The 21,736-nt window shown below is 53.1% G+C and carries 20 protein-coding genes; 11 read left to right on the top strand and 9 right to left on the bottom strand.

Annotated elements, in window-relative coordinates:
- Positions 1 to 2 precede the first annotated feature (2 nt).
- Together JMF85_RS04130 and gdhA are read right to left on the bottom strand one after the other, a co-directional pair.
- Entirely contained in the window at positions 3 to 791 is a 789-nt protein-coding gene (locus JMF85_RS04130) for an MBL fold metallo-hydrolase (protein ID WP_127605236.1), read from the bottom strand.
- A gap of 149 nt (positions 792 to 940) precedes the next feature.
- Positions 941 to 2,302 (bottom strand): NADP-specific glutamate dehydrogenase, encoded by a 1,362-nt coding sequence (gdhA, locus tag JMF85_RS04125; RefSeq protein WP_054799229.1) that lies wholly within the window; start codon positions 2,300 to 2,302, stop codon positions 941 to 943.
- A gap of 247 nt (positions 2,303 to 2,549) precedes the next feature.
- On the opposite strand from gdhA, the gene JMF85_RS04120 reads away from it, so the two are divergent.
- Positions 2,550 to 3,335, top strand: coding sequence for a formate/nitrite transporter family protein (locus JMF85_RS04120; RefSeq protein WP_127605234.1), 786 nt, complete (start codon positions 2,550 to 2,552; stop codon positions 3,333 to 3,335).
- Between the two features lie 104 nt (positions 3,336 to 3,439).
- On the opposite strand, the gene JMF85_RS04115 is transcribed toward JMF85_RS04120, so the two are convergent.
- On the bottom strand, positions 3,440 to 4,399 hold the full coding sequence (locus JMF85_RS04115; RefSeq protein ID WP_127605232.1) for an ABC transporter substrate-binding protein: 960 nt from the start codon (positions 4,397 to 4,399) through the stop codon (positions 3,440 to 3,442).
- Between the two features lie 184 nt (positions 4,400 to 4,583).
- On the opposite strand from JMF85_RS04115, the gene JMF85_RS04110 reads away from it, so the two are divergent.
- The 7 genes from JMF85_RS04110 (at position 4,584) to JMF85_RS04080 (ending at position 13,597) form a co-directional block, all read left to right on the top strand.
- The gene (locus JMF85_RS04110; protein WP_236595729.1) at positions 4,584 to 5,621 is read left to right on the top strand and encodes a FecCD family ABC transporter permease; all 1,038 of its coding nucleotides are present in this window, start codon (positions 4,584 to 4,586) and stop codon (positions 5,619 to 5,621) included.
- Positions 5,618 to 6,628, top strand: coding sequence for a FecCD family ABC transporter permease (locus JMF85_RS04105; RefSeq protein WP_127605230.1), 1,011 nt, complete (start codon positions 5,618 to 5,620; stop codon positions 6,626 to 6,628). Before JMF85_RS04110 ends, JMF85_RS04105 begins: the two co-directional genes overlap by 4 nt.
- Positions 6,629 to 6,676: 48 nt before the next feature.
- Positions 6,677 to 7,273 carry an MSMEG_1061 family FMN-dependent PPOX-type flavoprotein gene (locus tag JMF85_RS04100; protein ID WP_127605228.1) on the top strand — a complete coding sequence of 199 codons (597 nt, stop codon included), beginning with the start codon at positions 6,677 to 6,679 and terminating at the stop codon, positions 7,271 to 7,273.
- 420 nt (positions 7,274 to 7,693) lie between these two features.
- Positions 7,694 to 8,077: a hypothetical protein gene (locus JMF85_RS04095; protein ID WP_201317801.1), complete on the top strand. Its 384-nt coding sequence runs from the start codon at positions 7,694 to 7,696 to the stop codon at positions 8,075 to 8,077.
- Between the two features lie 54 nt (positions 8,078 to 8,131).
- Positions 8,132 to 10,054, top strand: coding sequence for a putative thiazole-containing bacteriocin maturation protein (locus JMF85_RS04090; RefSeq protein WP_201317800.1), 1,923 nt, complete (start codon positions 8,132 to 8,134; stop codon positions 10,052 to 10,054).
- Entirely contained in the window at positions 10,051 to 11,994 is a 1,944-nt protein-coding gene (locus JMF85_RS04085; RefSeq protein WP_201317799.1) for a TOMM precursor leader peptide-binding protein, read from the top strand. The genes JMF85_RS04090 and JMF85_RS04085 overlap by 4 nt, the downstream gene beginning before the upstream one ends.
- A gap of 19 nt (positions 11,995 to 12,013) precedes the next feature.
- A complete protein-coding gene (locus tag JMF85_RS04080) occupies positions 12,014 to 13,597 on the top strand; it encodes a SagB family peptide dehydrogenase (protein WP_201317798.1) in 1,584 nt (527 codons plus the stop codon).
- A 73-nt stretch (positions 13,598 to 13,670) separates the two neighbouring features.
- Here JMF85_RS04080 and JMF85_RS04075 read toward each other — a convergent pair whose 3' ends face one another.
- Positions 13,671 to 13,997, bottom strand: a complete 327-nt coding sequence (locus tag JMF85_RS04075) for a hypothetical protein (protein WP_201317797.1) — start codon at positions 13,995 to 13,997, stop codon at positions 13,671 to 13,673.
- Positions 13,998 to 14,244: 247 nt separating this feature from the next.
- Here JMF85_RS04075 and JMF85_RS04070 point away from each other — a divergent pair, with 247 nt between their 5' ends.
- Positions 14,245 to 15,576: a purine/pyrimidine permease gene (locus JMF85_RS04070; RefSeq protein ID WP_201317796.1), complete on the top strand. Its 1,332-nt coding sequence runs from the start codon at positions 14,245 to 14,247 to the stop codon at positions 15,574 to 15,576.
- Between the two features lie 113 nt (positions 15,577 to 15,689).
- Here the strand turns inward: JMF85_RS04070 and JMF85_RS04065 are convergent.
- The 5 genes from JMF85_RS04065 to JMF85_RS04045 all read right to left on the bottom strand — a co-directional run bounded on the left by JMF85_RS04065 (position 15,690) and on the right by JMF85_RS04045 (position 19,999).
- Positions 15,690 to 16,846, bottom strand: a protein-coding gene (locus JMF85_RS04065; RefSeq protein ID WP_155614240.1) for an IS3 family transposase whose coding sequence is annotated in 2 segments (ribosomal slippage) — positions 15,690 to 16,579 and positions 16,579 to 16,846 — 1,158 coding nt in all. Because the reading frame shifts where the segments join, the coding sequence is not laid out codon by codon here.
- A 115-nt stretch (positions 16,847 to 16,961) separates the two neighbouring features.
- Positions 16,962 to 17,951, bottom strand: coding sequence for an LLM class flavin-dependent oxidoreductase (locus tag JMF85_RS04060; RefSeq protein ID WP_054797229.1), 990 nt, complete (start codon positions 17,949 to 17,951; stop codon positions 16,962 to 16,964).
- A gap of 13 nt (positions 17,952 to 17,964) precedes the next feature.
- Positions 17,965 to 18,942, bottom strand: coding sequence for an LLM class oxidoreductase (locus JMF85_RS04055; protein ID WP_201317795.1), 978 nt, complete (start codon positions 18,940 to 18,942; stop codon positions 17,965 to 17,967).
- Positions 18,943 to 19,081: 139 nt separating this feature from the next.
- Positions 19,082 to 19,384: an ArsR/SmtB family transcription factor gene (locus JMF85_RS04050; RefSeq protein WP_201317794.1), complete on the bottom strand. Its 303-nt coding sequence runs from the start codon at positions 19,382 to 19,384 to the stop codon at positions 19,082 to 19,084.
- A gap of 72 nt (positions 19,385 to 19,456) precedes the next feature.
- Complete coding sequence (locus JMF85_RS04045) at positions 19,457 to 19,999, bottom strand: helix-turn-helix domain-containing protein (protein ID WP_201317813.1); 543 nt, start codon at positions 19,997 to 19,999, stop codon at positions 19,457 to 19,459.
- Positions 20,000 to 20,147: 148 nt separating this feature from the next.
- Between JMF85_RS04045 and JMF85_RS04040 the strand changes: the two genes are divergently transcribed.
- Together JMF85_RS04040 and JMF85_RS04035 are read left to right on the top strand one after the other, a co-directional pair.
- Positions 20,148 to 20,798, top strand: a complete 651-nt coding sequence (locus tag JMF85_RS04040) for an alpha/beta hydrolase (RefSeq protein ID WP_201317793.1) — start codon at positions 20,148 to 20,150, stop codon at positions 20,796 to 20,798.
- Between the two features lie 11 nt (positions 20,799 to 20,809).
- The gene (locus tag JMF85_RS04035; RefSeq protein ID WP_201317792.1) at positions 20,810 to 21,583 is read left to right on the top strand and encodes a DODA-type extradiol aromatic ring-opening family dioxygenase; all 774 of its coding nucleotides are present in this window, start codon (positions 20,810 to 20,812) and stop codon (positions 21,581 to 21,583) included.
- Positions 21,584 to 21,736: the final 153 nt, after the last annotated feature.

Raw genomic sequence — 21,736 nt, 5'->3', positions numbered from 1 at the left:
GGTTATACTTCAGCAGGATGATGGACGTATCGGCCATGCTCCGGAATCGCCAGCTTATCGAAATCGCGGGCCAGCCTGGCCAGTCCCTGCTCAAGCTCTTCCCCGAACATAGGGATGCCGTGTCCTGTAACGGCGAAGAGCGGTTTGAGAGCTTCCAAGCGTTTGACGGATGCCCAGGCCTTGTCCCACTCCACGGTAAAATAAGCGGGAGGTCCATGAATTTCTGCACGTTGCGTGATGACGGCGAGCGCTGATTCTTGCTTGACTGTAATAAAAGCATCCCCGGCTATGAGCGTCCGGTCCGATTCGCGGAATAAGGAAACATGCCCCTCCGTATGTCCGGGTGTGTGAATCCATTGCCAGCCGGGCATCACGGGGATGCTGCCATCATCCGGCAGCGCTTGAGCCCGCTCACCGATATCGATGCCTTTACGAGGATAAAGAGGCGATATTTGCGACATCAAGCCGCCTCCGACGGTTGGATCAGGCTCGGGGTAATCCGCCTTCCCCGTAAGATAGGGGAGTTCTTTTTCGTGAGCATATACCGGAACGTCCCAGAGCTCCAATAAATCTGCAAGTGACCCGACATGATCAAAGTGTCCGTGGGTCAGTACAATGGCTCGCGGCTGAACGGAACGAAACCGTTTTTTCGCGGTATCTGCAATATTATCGGCAAACGTATAGACACCCGCATCCACCAACACCCAGTCATCGCTCCCCGGTTCTCCGACAAAAACGACATTCGCTATTAATGTTCTCATGTACAGCATATCTTCAGGCCCTGCATCCATTTTTTACATTCCCTCCATTCATGTGGTTAGGATGTGCGGCTTCATCCGAATTATTCCCCTCTTTCGTTCAGGAAGCCCCGACTGCCCCATGGATAGGAAAAAAAAGCACCTCTTCCAACGTTTCGTCAGAAGAGGTGCTTGGTTCATGATTAGATGACACCTTGCGCGATCATAGAATCCGCGACTTTAAGGAATCCGGCAATGTTGGCGCCTACCACGAGATTACCGGGATGCCCGTATTCCTCAGCGGCGTTGACGGAGTTTCTATAAATATTTTTCATAATTTGATGGAGCTTGTCATCGACTTCATGGAAGGACCACGAATATCTCATGCTGTTTTGCGACATTTCGAGCGCAGAAACCGCTACGCCACCCGCATTGGCGGCTTTGGCGGGTCCGAATAACACACCGGCTTTTAAGAATACGTCGATGGCATCGAGCGTGGAAGGCATGTTGGCGCCTTCGCCGATGGCTTGAACACCGTTCGAGACCAATATTTTGGCGGAGGTCTCATCGATTTCGTTTTGCGTAGCGCAAGGCAGCGCGATATCGCATGGAATCGTCCAGATGTTTTGGCAGCCTTCCGAGTAGATCGCGTCCGGATGCTCCTTCACATACTCGCTGAGGCGTTTTCTTTCGACTTCCTTCAATCTCTGTACCGTCTCGAGATTGATTCCGTTTTTGTCATAGACGTACCCGTTAGAATCGCTGCATGCAACGACTTTTGCGCCTAACTGGGTGGCCTTTTGGATCGCGTAAATCGCTACGTTGCCTGATCCGGAAACGACAACCGTGCTTCCCTCAAAGCTTAATCCCTTCGATTTCAACATCTCATTAACAAAATAAACGGTACCGTATCCGGTAGCTTCCGTACGTGCCAAGCTGCCGCCGTATACAATGCCTTTACCTGTCAGCACGCCCGCTTCATTGCCACCGCGGATTCGTTTATACTGGCCGAACATGTACCCGATTTCTCTGGCGCCTACGCCGATGTCGCCGGCAGGCACGTCCGTATCGGGGCCGATATATTTAAACAATTCGGTCATGAAGCTTTGGGTAAACCGCATAATTTCTCCATCGGATTTCCCCTTCGGATCGAAATCCGATCCGCCTTTGCCCCCGCCGATCGGTTGGCCGGTAAGGGAATTTTTAAAGATTTGTTCGAATCCGAGGAATTTAATAATGCTGGCGTTGACGGAAGGGTGGAATCTCAATCCGCCTTTGAAAGGCCCTATCGCGCTATTAAATTGTACGCGGAATCCGCGGTTCACTCTTACAATCCCTTGGTCGTCTACCCAAGGTACCCGGAAGCTGATCAATCGCTCCGGTTCAACGATTCTCTCCAGAATGCCATGTTCCTTATACTTCGGATGCTTGGCGATAACGGGGATTAGGGATTCGAGGATTTCTTTGATTGCCTGATGAAACTCGCTTTCATGAGGATTGCGTTTGACGACGGTTTCGTATACGTCCTGAACGTAATCTCTTGCGTTCACTTCTTCTTGACTCATCGTTTGAAGAATACTCACTGTTGTTCAACCACCTTCATAAAATTAATTCATATCAAGCCTATGGCAAGTAAGAAACTACTATTTATTATTTTTACACAGGATGAAGAATGCGGCAACAATTATTTACACCGCTTGTTAAGTATACAGTTTTGTTACAAAAAAACAACTCTAAATTTGTGAAAAGAAATCAGGAATAACAAGTCCAAATAGGGAAAACCTAACAGGGAATAAGGGTTGGAGGTAATCAATGGCTTACAATACTCCTCAACGGGTCGCGGAATTAAGCATCGAGGCAGGCAAGCGCAAAATAAGTTTGCCCCTTCCAACGCTGTTGTCCCTCGGTTTTTTGGCCGGCGCATTTATCGCTTTAGGCTTTTTATTGGATATTCGTGTCAGCGGGAGCATGCCCAAGGAGTGGGGGAGTTTGTCCGGGTTTCTAGGGGCGGCTGTGTTCCCGTTAGGTCTCGTTCTTACCATCGTCGGCGGCGGGGAGCTCCTGACCGGGAATATGATGCTGGTAACGATGGCGATGCTTGCCGGGCAAGCTTCATTTCGTCAACTTCTGCGGAATTGGTTTTGGATCACCGTGAGTAACTTTCTGGGCGCTGTTTGTGTAGCGTTCCTTTTCGGTCATGTGGTCGGGCTAACGGCCGAAGGTCCATTCTTGGCGAAAACGCTGTCGATTGTCGATGCGAAGCTGGGTGAAACTTTTCTTCAGGCGTTTGTATCCGGCATCGGGTGCAATTGGCTGGTCGGACTGGCCGTCTGGCTTTCCTATTCGGCCGACGATGTCACAGGGAAGATTGTGGCCATATGGTTTCCAATCATGGGTTTTGTAGCTATAGGCTTTCAGCATGTGGTCGCGAATATGTTTATCATTCCGGCTGCAATTTTTGCAGGTCATGCCAGCTGGGCCGATTGGGGCAGTAATTTCATTCCTGTCTTTCTGGGCAATGCGGTTGGAGGTTCGCTATTCGTTGCGCTCGTGTATTGGATCTCCTATATCAGAGGTACGCAGGAGAGAAGCAGGTAGCAGCCTGCCGGTAGAACGTGCGGGAGGTTTTGCAAAAAATAATCGAAAAACTCCCGGCCAAGCGACGGTATGCTCAGCCGGGAGTTTCTTTGTAACGATCCTCGTTATTTCACTAAGGCTTTAACGATATGATCCATCGTGATTTCGTTAGCTATGAGGCCGCTGATCGTCCAGGGACTCGGATCGGCCATCTCATACACGTGACCGCCTTTGACCGCCTTGAGTCCTTTGTAAATCGCGCTCTGCTTCAGTTTGTCCAGACCGGCTTCTTCCGGCTTGCTGGCAAGGAACAGATGGTCGGCATCGAGATCGGCCAATGCTTCAAGAGCAATCGGTTTCCAGGTGTTCTCCGCCGCAGGCAGTTGTTGGATCATTTTCGGCTGAGCGACCGCGAGGTCACCGAACAGGACGTTCGCCGCAAACCGGTTATTCTCAAACAGATAGTACTGGTCGCCGATCACCCAAAGAATCGCGGCTGTCTGGTCGCCGATTGCCGCCTTGATCTTCTCCTTGGCCTGCTTGGCTTTCGCATCGTAACTGGCCAACTTATCGGCGGCTTCCTTATCTTTGCCGAGCAGCTGGCCCATGATCTGCAGCTGCTTCCGCCAGTCAGCGCTATCCGCATCTTTATAAATATAAGTCGGGGCAATTTTTTTATAGCTTTCGTACTGCCCGTTTTGGACAGCCGATGCCGAGCTGAAAATAATCAGGTCCGGGTCAGCTCCGATCGTTTGTTCGATCGGCAAATCCCAACCGATTGTAGGCACGCCTTTCAAATCGGTCTGCAGGTAATCGAGCACCGTAGCGCCGATCGACCATTGGGCCGCAGGCTTTACCCCCAGTGCTATCAGCGAATCTTCCAGGTGCGGCGCGAGGATGCGTTTGGCGTCTGCGGGAACGGTCACCTCGCCCATCGCGTCCGTTACTTTCAATTCCGCTCCAGCCTGTTTATGACTTTCGTTCACGCTTGTACTCTTGCCGTCATTGCTGCCGCATGCGGCCAGCAGGAATAAAGCGCAGATCATAAGAATGGTCGATCCTATCGTTTGTTTGCGAAATAGCATAGTGGCCTCCTTCGAATGTGTTTCCGACGATAATGATAACCATTCTCAAAATAATCGTCAACATCCATTAATTTCATAATCGGGCTCTTTTATGCGAAAGTGATTGAAACAAGCGTTACATACTTTTATAATGATAATAATTCTCATCAGTACCCTATTAACGGTTTAGGAAGGTTGAATGTAATTGGCAACGAACCAGTTCGGACAAATCAAGGCACCTGCGGGGCGGGGGGCGCGAACCGGCTTGATGTTTTCCGTCGGCATCATTTGTGTCTTGTTGGCGCTGGCCCTTTCTCTTGTTTACGGGACGAAAAACTTGACGCTGGCAACCGTATGGGAGGCTTTGTTTCATTATGAAGCCGGTAATACGACTCACCAAATCGTCGGGGAAATCCGTTTGCCGCGGGCTCTGGCGGCCATATTGATTGGCGCTTATTTCGCGATATCGGGCGCTATTATGCAGGCGATGACAAGAAACCCGCTCGCGGAGCCCTCGCTCCTAGGGGTTTCTTACGGGGCGGCGTTCGCTCTCGTGATCACGATGACGCTGTTCCCGAGCGTTTCGGCGCTTGGGGCGACAGCCGCTTCGATGATCGGCGCGGGGCTCGCGGCCTTCTTTGTTTTTACGATTACCTCCGTCTCCAAAGGGGGGATTACGCCGGTCAAGCTGGCTCTTGCCGGTGTGGCGATCGGCATGTTTCTGAGCTCGCTCACTTCCGTGGTGGCGCTGCATTTTGACGTGTCGAAAGAGATGAGCTTCTGGTATGCCGGCGGATTGGCCAATACCGATTGGAAGGCGGTTCGGATGCTTGCGGCAGCCGGTGCGATCGGCATTCCGCTGGCCCTCCTGCTCGCCCGCTCGTTAACGCTGTTCAATCTGGGAGTGGAAGTGACGAAGGGACTGGGCATCCATGTGATGCTGGTTAAAATACTCGGGGTCTTCGCGGTGCTGCTGTTAACGGGCAGCTCGGTTGCCGTAGCGGGGGCGGTCGGCTTTGTAGGACTGGTTGTCCCTCATATCAGCCGCATGCTGGTCGGGCCGGACTACCGCTTCCTGCTTCCGGTTTCCGCCGTGCTGGGCAGCTTTCTGCTGGTGCTGGCCGATGTAGGGGCAAGGATGATCAGTCCGCCGTACGAAACGCCGGTTGGCGTAGTGACAGCCGCCATGGGCGTGCCGTTCTTCCTGTATTTAGTCCGAAGAGAAGGGGGACGGTTCTCATGAACAGCATGCCGGGTAAATTTGGTTGGACGATGCTGGCGCTGGCGGTGCTCCTCTTTCTTGTCGCTTTAGTCAGCCTGAACCTCGGCGCCGTTTCGCTGTCACCCGGCGAAGTATTCCGGACGCTCATCGGCAGCGGAAGCGAGAAACAGCAGCTGATCCTGCTGCACATTCGGCTGCCTTCCATCGTGCTGGCGCTCCTCGTTGGCGCCGGCATGGCGGTTTCCGGGGCTATTTTGCAAAGCGCGGCGCGCAACGAACTGGCGGATCCCGGCGTCCTGGGGATTAATGCGGGAGCGGGGTTAGCGGTCGTCGTTTATATCACCTTGTTTCAAACTGCAACCGGAGGGCTGAGCACGCTAAGCACGTTCATGCTGCCGCTCTTTGCTTTTGCCGGGGCCTTATTGACCGCAGTTTTCATTTTCGTATTTGCCTGGAAGCGCGGACTTCAAGCCACTCGTCTCATTCTGGTCGGGATAGGCATTAACGCCGGTCTGAGCGCTATCCTGATTGCCCTGCAGCTGAGGCTGAATCCGCTTGACTTCATGAAAGCGGCGGTCTGGCTGTCGGGCGATTTGTGGACGACGCAGTGGTCGTTTGTATGGGCGCTGCTGCCTTGGTATACGGTGCTGCTTCCGTACACGCTGTATAAAGCTCATACGCTTAATGTATTAAATTTGGGCAGTCCGGTGGCGATGGGACTCGGTGTTCGTGCAGACCGGGAGCGCCTCATCCTTCTCGTGCTGGCGGTGGCGCTGGCGGGTCTCGGTGTGGCTGCCGGGGGAGGAATCTCCTTCCTGGGCCTCATCGCTCCCCATATCGCCCGCCGCCTTGTCGGGCCCAGACATCAGATGCTGCTGCCGACAGCGGCGCTGTTGGGCTCGCTCATCCTGCTGCTGGCGGATACGATTGGAAAAAACGCCTTGCCGCCCACCGAGATTCCCGCCGGACTGGTCATTTCCATGGTTAGCGCACCGTATTTTGTGTATTTGCTGATGAGAGTGAAGTAAGGCGGATGACGATGACCATTTTTGACCAGAAGACGGAGGAATTCAACCATGGACGGTAGCGATATTTTTGAACTTTCCATTCGTTCGCAGAACGAGTTAAGAGAGCTGGTAGGGACGCCTCACCAAGCGGTTGTAAAGAAAAGTGTTGCTCAGTTAGATGAACGTACCCAGGATTTCATCTCCATGTCGCCACTTGTATTCATTTCGACCAGCAGCGCAGAAGGGAAATGCGACGTTTCCCCCCGGGGGGATCAGCCGGGATTTGTGCACATTCTGGATGAGCGTCGATTGATGATCCCCGAAAAACCGGGCAACAGACGGGGGGATTCAATGTTTAACATTTTATCCAACCCTCATGCCGGACTTCTCTTTCTCATCCCCGGACTCCATGAAGTGCTGCGGATTAATGGACGTGCCTGTGTAGTCAAAACCGCTGACGTTATGCCGAAGTGGCCCGCGAACCAAGAGCCTCCTTTACTTAGCGTTGTGGTTGAGGTGGAGGAATGTTTTATCCATTGCTCCAGAGCTTTAAACAAATCTCAAATTTGGGATGTTGACACGTGGCCTTCGAAAGAGAACTTGCCTTCAGCAGCGGAGATGTTTCAAGCTCACTTGAAGATCAATGGCTACACACTGAAGGAATAGCCTTCGTCCTTGAAAGGGAACAAGGATGAAGGCGTTCGGATATCAGGTCCGATGCGCAATCTGCGGAAATATATTTCTCATTGTGCGGTAAGCGGTAAGGGCACCTGTTGAGGGTGCCTTATTTGTTTTTTCCATGATGCGGGGAAGCTTCCGGGGCAAGAAGGTATAGGCAGCTTTGGAATCTTCGCCGATGGAAGCGGGATGGGGCCTGCATGTGGCCAAGGGCTGCAAAGAAAAAGGAGAAAATCAGTAACAAGAGCGGAGCCTCGTTCATAAGTTGCAGTATATGTTGGATGGTGCGTTTGCCTAAAGCTCGTGCTTCCTGCACATTCCTGTTACGCGGCAAACTCCAACTAAACTAAATTTTCGGAGGTTAAATCATGGATGATTTCAAAAAAGAGCTTCAACAATTGAAAATTAGTGAATTCCAAGCAGGCGAGATGGTACCTATGGAGTACCAAGGCCAGTACGATCCGGCTCGACTATGCGGCTTCCAGTGCGGCTGCGGCGGCTTCCGATGCGGCTGCGGCGGTTTCCGTTGTGGCTGTGGCGGCTTCCGGTGCGGCTGCGGCGGCTTCCGGTGCGGCTGTGGCGGCTTCCGGTGCGGCTGCGGTGGCTGCGGCGGCTGCGGCGGTTGCGGCGGTTGTGCCCACCGTTGTTTCGCAGGCTAGTTTTCTGAAGGAAACCGCGGCTGGTATTGAAGAAAAGGTAACCCCTGCGCAGACCATGCATTTGTTTCGCAGGGGTTTTTTCTCAACAAGAAAAAGATTAGGCAAGTGGGACAACAAGCCGTACATAAGATAAAGATAAAACGTGAGGGCACAGCTTATAAAGCTGCTCGCGGTAAGGAGGAGCGGAATGACGGGTTTGAATCCTTCTATGCGTCTGAAAGTGAAAGGGGATACGTTTTTTCTTCCTGATCCAGATGGCCATGTCTATTTTCGAAATAACTCAGGCTCGTTCAAGTTGGAAGGCAGTACGATCGATCAATGGATCGAGAAGCTGATCCCGGTGTTCAACGGCAAGTACACGTTGGACGATTTGACGAACGGATTACCGGAACCGTATCGGAATCGGGTGTATGAAATCGCAGGAAAAATGTACGAAAACGGTTTTGTCCGGGATGTGAGTCAAGACCGCCCGCATCAATTGCCGGACGAAGTTCTCCAAAACTTTGCCCCGCAAATTGAATTATTGGACAATTTCGGCGATTCGGGCGCGTACCGTTTCCAATCCTATCGGGAAGCCCCGATATTGGCGGTCGGCTCAGGTTCCTTCCTGGCCTCGCTCGTTGCGGCGTTGTTCGAATCCGGCATGCCTAAGGTCCACGTGCTGATCACGAAGTCGGAGCCGGCCCACCGGTGGCGGTTGGCGGAACTGGAGGCGCATGCCCGCAGAGCCGATCCCGAGGCGGCGCTTGTAGAGGTTGGCCTGCAAGAGGGCTGGCGCGAAGCCGTGCAGCCGTTTCATTCGATTCTGTATGTGTCGGAGGAGGGCAATACCGAGGAACTGAGGGCTCTTCATGCGGTTTGCCGAGCTGAGAAGAAGGTGTTTCTCCCCGCCATGTGTATGCAGCAGGTCGGTTTCGCCGGCCCTGTGGTGCACCCGGACTCCGAGGGGTGCTGGGAGTCGGCTTGGCGCCGGATACACCGGTCCGCCATCGACAAAGACCCGCAGCTGCACCCGTTTTCTTCCGTAGCGGGAGCGATGCTCGCGAATGTCATTGTGTTTGAGCTGTTTAAAACGATTACGGGCATGACCGAAGCGGAATTGTACAATCAATTCTTCCTCCTTGATCTGGAGACGCTGGAAGGCGGCTGGCATACGTTCGTCCCCCATCCGCTGGTGACCGGACGTGCCGCCGTCCAATGGGTTCAAGATCTCGATGTGCGGCTCGAACACAGCAAGGACGGGGATGAATCCGGGGGTTTGCTTCCTTTCTTTAACCAGCTGACATCGCCGCAATCGGGCATTTTCCACAGTTGGGAGGAGGGCGACTTGAAGCAGCTGCCGTTGGCGCTATGCCGCGTCCGGCCGGCCGATCCGCTCTCGGAGGGGCCGGTTATGCCGCTGCCGGACATCATTGCTGCGGGACTGACGCATGAGGAAGCGCGAAGGGAAGCGGGACTGGCCGGGATCGAAGCGTATCTGTCGCGTATGGTCCGGCCGCTGGCAGAGGGTAAGCTTGTGCAACCGCATGAATTCGTCGGTGTGGGAGCAGGGGCAACCGTCGCGGAAGGCGTTAGCCGCGGGCTGCGTCATCGTTTGGACGAGGAACTGCGCAAGCGGCAAGAGGAGCGGCAGACAACGGTCATTCCGCTGCGGCTTCGAGCGGTAGAGGATGACCGCTGCCGGTATTATTTACAGGCGTTGACTACCTTGCAAGGAGAACCGATGATCGGGCTGGGGGAGGAACTGTGCGGATTCCCCGTAGCGTGGATCGGAACGGGCGGTCGCTGGTACGGCAGTGCAGGGTTGAATGCGACGCTGGCCTTGCGGCAAGCCTTGCAGCAGGCGCTGCTGAAGGTACAACATCCGGCGGCGCGTCTGACGCAAGCCGTCGAGGTGTTATCCCTGCAGCCTGAAAGAAACGCACGGCAAAGCCTCGTGATTTCCCCGTGTGAAGACGGGGAGCAGTCGAAGGTATTGCAATCGGCCCTGCAGGTCTTGAAGCGGAATCAGAAGCGGCTCGAAGTCTTCGAGCTGACGGCGGAACCGTTGTGGGAAGAGGAGCTGGCGGGTGCGTTCGGCGTGGTATGGCGAGAGGAGGAGCATCAATGAGCGCTGTCGTCGCGGTTGTCGGAGATGGACTGTTGGCCGACTATGTATGCAGCGAGTTGTCCGCCCAATATCAGGTCGTTCGTCAAACAGGTTTGAGAGATGGCATCCCGCAAGCAGCGGAGTTGGCGTTGCTGCTGCATGATGCGTGGCATCCCTCCGCGTATCATGAGGCCGAAGAGGTGTTCCAGTCGGCCGGCATTGCCTGGTTACGGGGCTTTGTCCACTTCGGCGAGGGCCTCATCGGACCGCTGGTTCGCCCGGGTATCCCCGGGTGCTCGCAGTGCGCCGACATGCGGCATCTGATGGCGGGGCGAGACCGCAAGGAAATGTGGGAGCTGCGGCAAAGCTTGGCTGCGCACGAGGGCTTCCGCCGCGATGCGTGGGCGTCTCGCACAGGACTGCTGCAGGCGGCTCACCTGCTCGCGGCGGAAGCCCGGCGAGCGCTTCAGGGAGAACCGGCCTTACTGGGAGACAAGGTATATGCCATCAACCTGAAAACGCTGCGCAGCTCGCTTCACTTCTTCCTGCCCAACCCGCTTTGTTCCGTTTGCGGGCAAGTGCCCGACGATTCGCCGGAAGCTGCGCACATTTCGCTGCAGCCTAATCCGAAGAGCAGCCCGGACAGCTTCCGCTGCCGTCCGCTGGACGAACTGAAGCAAGTTTTGCTCAAAGACTACTTGGATTACCGGACCGGCCTGTTGAACGGAAAAATGGTAGATCTCGTGTCGCCGTTTGCCGATGTAACGGTGAACCAGCCGCTGTTCACGGGCGATGAAGTTTCGGCGGGCCGGACGCACTCCTATGCGGAAAGCGAGCTGACCGCCGTTCTGGAGGCTTTGGAGCGCTACGGCGGCGTTACTCCCCGGGGCAAGCGGACCGTCATCCGCGACAGCTTCAGCCGTCTGCGGGACCAAGCGCTCAACCCTTTCCAGGTTGGCGTGCACGACAAGGCGCAGTATGAGCGTCCCAGGTTTCCGTTCAAGCCGTTTCATCCCGATCGTAAAATCGACTGGGTATGGGGCTATTCGTTCCTGCAGGAACGGCCGATTCTCGTTCCGGAGCTGCTCTCCTATTACAGCTTGGGCTGCGGACACGGCTTCGTTTATGAAACCTCCAACGGCTGCGCCTTGGGCGGAAGCCTGGAGGAAGCTATATTTTACGGTATTTTGGAGATCGTGGAGCGCGATTCCTTCTTGCTGACCTGGTACGCGCAATTGCCGCTCCCGCGCCTCGAGCTTCGTTCAGCGGACGACGAGGAGCTGCAGTTGATGGTCGAGCGTGTGCAGGCCGTGGCGGGATTCGATCTGCATGTATTTAACGCGACGATGGAGAACGGGATCCCCAGCGTCTGGGCCGTGGCGAAAAACAGGAAGCCGACCGGGCTGAACCTCATCTGTGCAGCAGGCTCCCATCTGGACCCGATCCGGGCGGTGAAAGGCGCGATTTACGAGTTGGCCGGTATGATGCGGACGATGGACGAGAAATTTGAGGCAAACCGGGAGGAATATGCGCGAATGCTCCAAGATTCGTCCCTGGTGCAGCAGATGGAACACCACTCCATGCTGTACGGTTTGCCGCAGGCGGAAGAACGCCTGCACTTTTTGCTCGATGAGAAGCGCCCGCTGCGAACCTTTAACGAAGAATTCAAGCCAAGGGAGAGACGGGCCGATCTGACTGATGATCTGATGAGTTTGATTCAAGTGTTCAACCGCTTGAACCTCGAAGTCATCGTCGTGAATCAGACGACAGCGGAGATGAGGCGAAACGGACTGCACTGTGTGAAAGTACTGATACCGGGCATGCTGCCGATGACATTCGGACATCACTTGACGCGCTTGACAGGATTGGAAAGGGTGCTGCGGGTTCCGGCCGAACTCGGCTATGTGAAGCAGCCGCTCACACCTGAACAGCTTAATCCGCATCCGCATCCGTTTCCATAAACGCGAGTAGGAGGGAAAGATGAGTCTGGATGCCTTTCTGCGCCATCTGCATGTTGACATCGACCAGAACAAACCCGCGGACTGGGAGGTGGATTGGGAAGACGCACCGCTTGCCTATAAGCTCTACCGGGGGCTGCCTACGGTCCCGTTGTCTGCTGAAATCCCGCTGACGCTTGAGGGACGGGTATCGCCCTCGATGCCCGCTCTTCGCGAAATCGGTCATTTCCTCTGGTACACCTATGGACTCACGCAGTTCAGTCAATCCGTCTTTTGGTCGGATCCTGCGGAACAAACCGCGGATCTGAGCTCAACCTGCCGGCGGTTTGCCCCGTCAGGCGGGGGGCTGTATGCCAATGAATTGTACGTGTATCTGAAACTGGACGATTTGCCTGCCGGGGTATACCACTACGATGCCGCGCACCATCGCCTGGTCTTGCTGCGCGAAGGACATTTCGATTCGTATCTGGCCCGGGCTCTTGGCGGCCGCTGCGAGGTGTCGGCTTGTTTCGCCGCCGTTTTTGTGTCGGCGATGTATTGGAAAAACTTTTTTAAATACCATAATTTCTCATACCGCCTTCAAGGGCTGGATGCCGGCGTGCTGATCGGGCAGCTGCTGGAGGTGGCCAAACGCTACAAGTTTGCTTCGGGGGTTTACTTCCAGTTTCTCGACCGGGCTGTCAACCATCTTATAGGGCTCAACGACAATGAGGAGAGCGTGTACGCCGTCATTCCTTTGTCCGTGGAGCCTGCGGTCACATGGTTCGGGGTCGGGAGCGACGGAGGCACGATGGGGTCGGCCGCACAACTAGGCCAGGAGCTGCCTGTGGTTCGGCACGACCACTATGTGCGGTCGCGGAGAATGGTGGAGTACCCGATGCTGATCCGCATGAATGAAGCGTCCCGGCTGGATTCGAGGGAATCGTTCCGGCAGGTCGGGGAAGGACGAACCGCTGAGGGCGGGGATCGGGCGGTGGCCTTGCCTCTTGTGAAGCGATTGTCCTATGATCTGGCTTCGGCTTGCCGAAAGCGGTATTCGCCGGCGATGGATTTCGCGTTGGCCAAGGTAAGCCGGCTGCAAGTAGCCGCGCTGCTTCACGAGGCGACGGCATCCTTCCCGTATTGGAACGACTTGGATGGAGCGCATGGACGGCCGCCGGAGTCCCGGGTATCGCTGCATGGCTGTTTACATCATGTAGAAGGCGTCCCGGATGGCGCTTACCGCTATGACCGCTCAGCTCATGCGCTGCGGCCCATACGTCCCGGTGACCACCGGTTCCGGCTGCTGCAGGGGACGCCTCCAGACATTGTCAATCTGTTCCAGGTGCCGCTCTGCCTGCACGTATCGGGGGACAAGGAGCACTACAAGTCTGAACTGGGCTACAGAGGATACCGCATCCAACAGATGGAAGCGGGAATGCTCGTGCAGCGGTTACTGCTTGCGGCATCCGCTCTCGGGATGGGAGGACATCCGCTGCTCGCCTTTGATGCGGCTGTGTGCGATGAGATCTACCGGTTAACGCCGCAAGGCAAAACGAGTCTGATCCAAATCGCAGTCGGCCCGTATCGGCATCGCCCAAGGCTGCAAGGAGGTTTGCACGGCTAGTTATCCAAGGGAAACTAGCCGCTATATTGGATAGGACTCAAGCCGACACCCGTAGTAGGGGGGTCGGCTTTCTTTAATCGATAAAGCCAGGATAAGCCGGCAAGAGGGATGGAGGGTAGGGGTTGTCGTGCCACAGCCCGTCATGCCACCAAGAGTAGCGGTGTTCGTGATGATCCCACGGATGGTGCCAGGCAGGCTCCGGCTGATCCCAATAGTCATGAACATAATCATCATGAAAATAGTAGTCATGATCGCGTACGTCTTGAAAGTAGTCCTCGTACAGGATGTAGTCTTGACGAGGCCAAGGATAAATTGACGGTTGAGCCGGACCCGGCTGCATCGGCTGGTAGGATGGGGGGACTGCCAGGGGGTTCTGTCCGGATAGTTGTTGTTGATTCATGTTTTTCCTCCCGCGGTGAAGTTGAGCTTTGTCGCGCCGGATCTATGCCTCTCCCTGCTTCGTACAGCCATGGATCTGATCCTTCGCTTAACATACTGCATCATATGCCGGCATGCGGGAAAAGGGCACTTATCCCTATACGCGGATGCCAAAAAAATCTTGAGCTGCAGGGGGAGTAAGAGTAATCTTAGAGAATAAATGTCAATATTCGGCTACCATTACGAAGAGGAAGAAGAGGAGATCAAGAATGAAAAACGGATCATGGGGAACGGCTATGGCCTCCATTCAATGGTTTATGTTTTTGCTTGCCGGATCTATAGCGTTTCCGATCATCATCGGCCATGCCTATCAACTGCCCGCCGATGAAATTTCCGGGTTCATGCAGCGCACGTTCCTTGTCGTGGGGGTATCGACTTTATTGGGGGGATGGTTAGGTCACCGCTTGCCTATCGTTGACGGTCCGGCCGGCATCTGGGTTGGGGTTTTTGTTTTAATGGGGCAGATGGCTTTCTTAAATCAACAGGATCCCATGGAGAACTTGCGGCTGCTGGAAGGCTCCATGCTGCTGGCGGGCACGATTTTGGCGGTCCTTGGGGCGGCGGGCTGGATGGAAAAGATGCTCAAGTTATTTACACCTCTGGTCAACGGGGTTTACTTGATCATCCTCACTTTTCAATTAAGCGGCGCCATGTTAAAGGGAATGATAGGGTTCAGCGGGACGTCGACCCCGATTGAACCGGGCGATGTCGCCGTTTCATTCTCCGTCTTCCTCCTGGTGCTGGCTCTCTCCATCTGGGGGAAAAGCTGGATGAAAAGCTATGCGGTCCTCACAGGGATGATTGCCGGGTGGGTGGTCTTTGTGCTGGTGAACGGGGGAGAAAGTATGCCCCGGGCGACGGCACTTGTATCCTTACCGGATCTATTCGCATGGGGATTGCCGCGGCTGGACGCAGGCACGTTCGTTTCCTCGGTCATGGTCTCGCTTGTACTCGTTTCCAGTGTCATCGTTTCGGTATCCTCTATGCGGCAGGTTCTTAGTGAAAGAGAGCAGATGACAGGCCAACCTGTCGGCCGTGAAGGTCGTTTAGAGAAGGGCGGATTGATCAGCGGTGTATCGACAATCCTGGCGTCCGTATTTTCAACGATAGCAACCGTTCCCTTTTCCGTCTCTTCAGGCTTTGTGCGCACGACCGGTCAGACCCGGATGCTTCCGTTCTTTATCGCCTGTCTGGCGTTTGCCGCGGCTTCTTTTTTTCCGTTCGTATACGCGTTCCTCTCCACGCTGCCCGAGCCCGTTGCGAATGCAGCCATGCTGGCGTTGTTTTCACAGATGGTCGGGATTGGGATCAGCTCGGTCCTGAAAGAAACGTTGGATCAACGGCGTCTGACCATCCTTGGCCTTTCGCTTACGCTTGGAACAGGAGTTATGTTTTTGCCGCAAGCCGTTTTCTCCGGATTGCCGACGGTCTTGCAGTATACCATGAGTAACGGCGTGCTGGTGGGGATTTTGACCGCCTTGCTGCTCGAGCAGACGTGGCTTCCCAAGCAGGCGCCGGTCAGCGAGGGCATTCGTCCTTAACGGGCGCTTCTGGAGAGCAGAACCGGCACGGGGAAAGTCTGATTTATGGATGTGCACAACAAAGGACCTGGCCACTTGAACTGAACCCCATTTATGGGACGCTGAAAAAGCACCTACCCTGCCTGTTGCCAATATTCTACTGGTGACAGGTAGTTTAATTTTATTTGAAAACGATCATTATTGTAATAACAAATGTACTCCTCGACAATTTGTTGTACAATAGAGTTCGGTATGTTTTTTATATTTTCTGCATAGAATGCTTCCGACTTTAGCACAGAGTGGAATGATTCTATTGCGGCATTATCGTGGCAATTTCCTCTTCTGGACATGCTCATGATAATGCCTTTTTCTTTTACATATTGTTGGAATCGCTTTGACGTGTAGACACCCCCTTGATCCGAGTGAAGAACTGTGTTGTTAACCCTTCTTTCCCTACAAGCTTCCTCAAGTGTATCTAAAACTAAGGTAATATCTTGACGAGTACTCATTTTATAGCTAATAATTTCCCCATTGTACATATCGAGAATGGAAGAGAAGTATAAGGTTTCTTCTCCAAAGTTTAAATATGTAATATCGGTAAACCACTTCTCATTGGGCCTGGTGGCTTTAAAATCTCGTTCAATACGGTTAGGTGCCACAATGGGATCTTGTCCGGTTAGAAATACCTTCTTCTTTCTTTTGGGTCTGCACAATAGCTGATGCAGCCTCATTAATCGTAAAATGCGTTTATGATTAATTTGTCTTTTTAAAATTTTACTTACCCTATTTCTTACTTTGCGATAACCGAGCCTATATTTATGTGCTTTGCATAGGTTAATCACAGCCTGTTCAACTTCATCCAATGTGGTATTTCGCTTCTTCCAACGGTAATACGTTGATTTCGTTACTCCTAAAATAAAGCACAATTCCTTAACCCTATACTTATTTTTGAGCTGTTCAATGACCTCAACTATGATTTTTGATCCCACCCCCTTGATATTTCCACGAACTTTTCCAGCACAGCGACCTTTGCTTTCAGATGCCTAATTTCCAGATCCTTTCGATCCGTTTCATTGAGTTCCTCAGGACCCTTTCCGTAGGTATACTGCTTCCCAATAGGTTGATTAAATCGGTAGTCCTCTCCGTCACGATACCATCTCATCCACCGTTTTAGTTGAGTTACATTCTTAATACCTAGTACATCCATAATTTCACGTCTTGTATACCCTTGATTCTTCATTTCAATTGCCTTCCATTTCAATTCAGCAGGATAATGCACTTTATTCCCCATAACAAAACAACCTCCCTAGAATCATTAGAATACGATTCAGGGAGGTGCTTTTTCTAGTCTCAAATTATGGGTTCAGTTCAACTCGGCCAGGTCCTTCATTTAGGTCACGTTTATGTTATTGCACGACCTCGGCTAAAATTTCATAGGATCGCAAACGGGCTTGATGATCATAAATTTGCCCGGCGACGATCAATTCGTCGGCCTGCGTTGCTTGAAGGTAAGCAGGCAATTCCTTCCGAATCGTCTCTTTATTCCCGGCAATGGTATAACTCAATTGTCTGCGAACCATAGCTTCTTCATGGACAGACCACAGAGCATCCATGCTTTCTACCGGAGGCTTCAAGGGGCCGGTGCCGCCGCGGATGAGGTTCAGGAATTGCTGCTCCTGTGACGTAGCCAGCTTACGGGCCTCTTCGTCCGTGTCCGCGGCAATGATGTTAATGCCAATCATGACGTAAGGCTTATCCAGCGCTTCCGATGGACGGAAATTGCTGCGGTACAGTTCTAAAGCCTGCTTGATATAATCCGGAGCGAAGTGGCTGGCGAAGGCGAAGGGAAGGCCCAGCTGGCCGGCCAGCTGGGCGCTGAAGCCGCTGGAGCCGAGCAGCCAGATCGGGATATTCAGACCTTCGCCGGGAATGGCGCGCACGCCCATCGGACGGGCGTCGGCGGCTGCCGGGTTCAAGTAGGCCCGGAGCTCGCTTAGCAGCTCGGGGAAATCATGGCCGTCGCTTCCCAGACCGCGCCGCAGAGCCCGGGCTGTAAGCTGATCGGACCCCGGGGCTCTTCCGAGCCCCAGGTCAATGCGGCCCGGGTAGAGCGATTCCAGCGTCCCGAACTGCTCGGCAATGACCAGAGGAGCATGATTGGGCAGCATGATGCCGCCGGAGCCTACGCGGATCTTCTTGGTGCCCGCTGCGACATGGCCGATAACCAGCGATGTGGCCGAGCTGGCAATCCCCGGCATATTGTGATGCTCGGCAAGCCAGTAACGGTTATAGCCCCACTTTTCGGCATGCTGCGCGAGATCAAGCGTATTGCGGAACGAATCTGCCGCTGTACCGTTCACAACGATGGGGGCAAGATCCAAAATGGATATAAGCATCTTTCGTTACCTCCTAAGGTCTATGCATGTGTTCATGCGTATGGGTGGGAAAGTGGGGAAGGACGAATTGTCCAAGCTCTTCAAGCACATCGTCAGCCGGCCGGATCCCCAGGGAAAGAATGAGCGCGACGTGATTGACCCCGATTTCCCGGAAGCTTTCCAAGAGTTCAATCAGCAAGTTCCTGCCTAGCCGGTACCCCAGATGAATCGGGGTAGGCATTTCGTCCGGATCCTCGCTCAGATCGATGAATAACGACTGGGAGAACGGTTTAAACACGCCGGGTGTTTTCTCTTCGATGCATCTGCGCCATTCCGCAATGGACCGGGCCTGATTAGCCACGTTCCGGGGATAGTACACCCATCCGTCTCCATGCTCGGCAATCCATTCTATGGTTTGTTGGCTGTAGCCCGTAATGAAGGTAGGCACCCTTCCGGCCGGTTTGGGAATCAGGTTTACATTTCCTTGCATGACGCCGAGAGGTAAGGAAATGATCGGGAACGATTCCGAAATAACCCTTTGCAAATAAGCAAAGGATTCCCGGAAGAGCTCGGATCGATCGGCATGAGAAACGCCTAGAGCCGGAAAATCGTACATGCGGTCTCCGGACGAAACGCCAAGGATCAAACGCTGCTGAAACAATTGATCTAAAGAAGCCGCCATTTTTGCAACCCGTGCCGGAGGATGAAGCGGCAATACAACGCTGCCGGTGGCAAGCGCTATCTGGTTGGTGCCCGCAGCGATATAGGTCAAATAAATCCACATATCATACAGATGGCCCGCATCGCCGAAAGAGGGATCATGCAGAAGAACATCGCGAAACCAGAGCGCGGAGAAGCCTAACTCGTCTGCGCGGCGAGCCAGTTGAGCCTGATTTTCCATGGTCGGAATGTCACGGCCTTTATGAGCTTCAATCGGGATAAAGAAACCGAGGGTGAGCTTATCTTTGGCATACATTTGCTTATAAGCTCTATTTTGTTCAATTGAATTCATTGTATTCGCCCGCTCCCATCCACGAATTTACAAACTCACATATCTACATATCTAAATTTTTAGATATATTAAACGCAATATATACATGGCTGAATTTCCAGTCGGAAGAAATTCAGCCATGTATCTTGGGCATGCTTTATTAAAGTTGATTCCGGATATAAGCAGACAACTGTTGCAGAGCGGCTTCGTTTCTCTTGTAGTAGGTCCACTGGCCGTAGCGGTTCACTTCTAACAAACCGGCCCTCTGCAGCATTAACAGATACTGAGAAACGGTCGATTGGGATAAGCCCGCTTTCTCTTGAATGTGGCTGACACAAACCCCGATTTTCTTACTGTCACCGCCTTCTTGGGAGGGAAAGTATTTGTCCGGTTCTTTCAACCAATGAAGAATTTGCAGGCGCGTTTCGTTCGATAGAGCTTTAAAAATTAAAATAGGATCCATGTGCTTCATTATATCGTCGAATACCGATATGTCAATATTCCAGAAAAGTGTAAATTTTGTCGATTCGACCTGCTACATCTCCTCATATGAATGCACTTCCTTGTAAACGGAGATAAGCACCAGCGCAGGACCCTCGCCGGTGTTCGTTACTTTATGGGGGACACTGGCATTCCAGCTGAACGAATCCCCTTCTTCCAGTACGGCTGAATCTTCGCCCTGCTCTGCCAGCAGGGTTCCTTTCAAGACGAAATGGCATTCTTCTCCCTCATGGATGTGATCGCCGGTCGTTGCCCCCGGGGGGAATTCGACGATCATCATGCGCAGTCCTCCCTGTGCCGAGAGATGCTCGACCTTCAATTTTTGTTTGCCGGTTGTGGTAAGCTTTCTTTCTTCCTTTCGAGTCACCTGCATCCGTTGTTCTTCGTGGAGCAGCAAATAAGGGAGAGGCACTTTGAGAAAGGCGGCTATGCTCTCTAATGTAGCGATGGAAGGAGAGGTTTTATTATTTTCGACATTGCTGATAAACCCTTTGGATAGACCGGTTCCCTCGCACAGCTGGGGAATGGTTAGTTTTTTACGTTTGCGTATAGCGCGAATGGTAGCTCCGATATTCATCATGAATGCCCCTTGGTTTAGTCGTAAATATATAATATTCATAATACCAAACAAACGGTTGACACTCCAAGCGTCGCATGATAGTTTAAAGTTAACAAATATGAACCTAAGTATTCTATAAGAATACAAACGAAGGGAGATTGATTCCGTGACTATCGACTATAGATATGACGTGCAGCTGCCTTCTTCCTATGACCCCGAGAAGAAGTATCCGGCCATTTTCGCCCTGCATGGACTTGGTTCTAACGAGAAGAACATGATGGGCTTATTGGACGGGTTGAAGGATGATTTTATTGTGATCGGCGTCCGCGGAAATCTGTCCCAAGGGAGCGGGTATGCTTATTTCCATATTAAAAGCATCGGCAATCCGATTCGCGAACACTTTGATCAATCGATCCGGGAGCTGGAACGTTTTATCCGCTGCGCTACCGATAAATATGCCATTGACCCTGGCCGCCGCTACCTTCTCGGTTTCAGCCAGGGTGCGATTCTTTCCATGTCGCTGGCGCTGGTCATGGGAGAGCAGTTGAAAGGGATCGTTGCCTTAAACGGATATATTCCGGCTTTCGTGCAGCACGAATACCCGCATCAACCGGTGAAGAATATGTCCGTCTTCATCTCCCACGGCGAGTATGATCCCGTATTTCCGCAGCAGCTGGGCGACGCGAACCATGCCTATTTCCGCGGATTGTCCAACCATGTCACGTACAAAACGTATGCGGCCGCCCATGAGGTGACCTCCGATAATCGAAGAGATTTCACGCTATGGCTGCTGCAAGATGCCAACAATAACCGATAAGGAGCTTCCCTGTGATCCCTTCCTATTTTATTGCGCATGGCGCCCCGTCGCTGGCGTTGGAACAGAATGAATACACGGCCTTTCTGAAGCAATTGGCTTCAGAGCTGCCGAAGCCGAGAGCCATCGTCCTGTTTTCCGCCCACTGGGAGAGCAGAGAACAACAAATCTCCGGCGCCGAATCGTATGATACGATCTATGACTTTTCCGGGTTTCAAAAGGAGCTGTACGAAGTTCAATATCCTGCTTCCGGCGATTCGGCGATTGCAAGCGAGATTCAAGATTTATTCCGGCAAGAGAACATTGCCGCCGGAATCGATACCGTCCGGGGATTGGATCACGGCGCTTGGGTCGTCCTGCGTCTGCTCTATCCGGCGGCCGATATCCCGGTCATCGCGCTCTCCGTCAACCGTCATTTGTCGAATGCCGAGCAATACCGGATCGGCAAAGCGTTATCCTCTCTTCGGGAGAAACATATATTGATGATCGGAAGCGGGGGAACGGTGCATAATTTGCGGCGCTTGGAGTGGGGAGGATCGTCCCGTGTCAACGATTGGGCCTTGCAATTTGATAGCTGGCTGGAGGACAAGCTGACAGCATGGGATCTGGAGGCGCTATTTCAATACGATCGCTTGGCGCCGTTTGCCCGGGAAGCCGTGCCGACCCCGGAGCATTTTATCCCCTTACTGCTGGCTATGGGAACCGGCGACCCGAACCGAAGGGCGAGCTTATCGCACCGAAGCTATCAATACGGCAGCTTGAGTTTAAGCTGCTGGAAGTTCGAGTAAGGCGAGCGCAGCATGGAGCGGTAAGCGACGCTGATCACGGCCAAGAAGCCAAGTGTCAGGAAACCGAAGGAGATCAAAACAAAATTTTCCAAGACAGGATTGACAAAATCAGGATAAACAAATAGAATGATTATAAGATAATAAATTATAAGC

Source organism: Paenibacillus sp. EPM92 (assembly GCF_016586185.1).
Taxonomy (GTDB): domain Bacteria; phylum Bacillota; class Bacilli; order Paenibacillales; family NBRC-103111; genus Paenibacillus_G; species Paenibacillus_G validus.
Note: the sequence above shows the minus strand (reverse complement) of the source record. Positions and strands in the feature narration are given on the sequence as shown.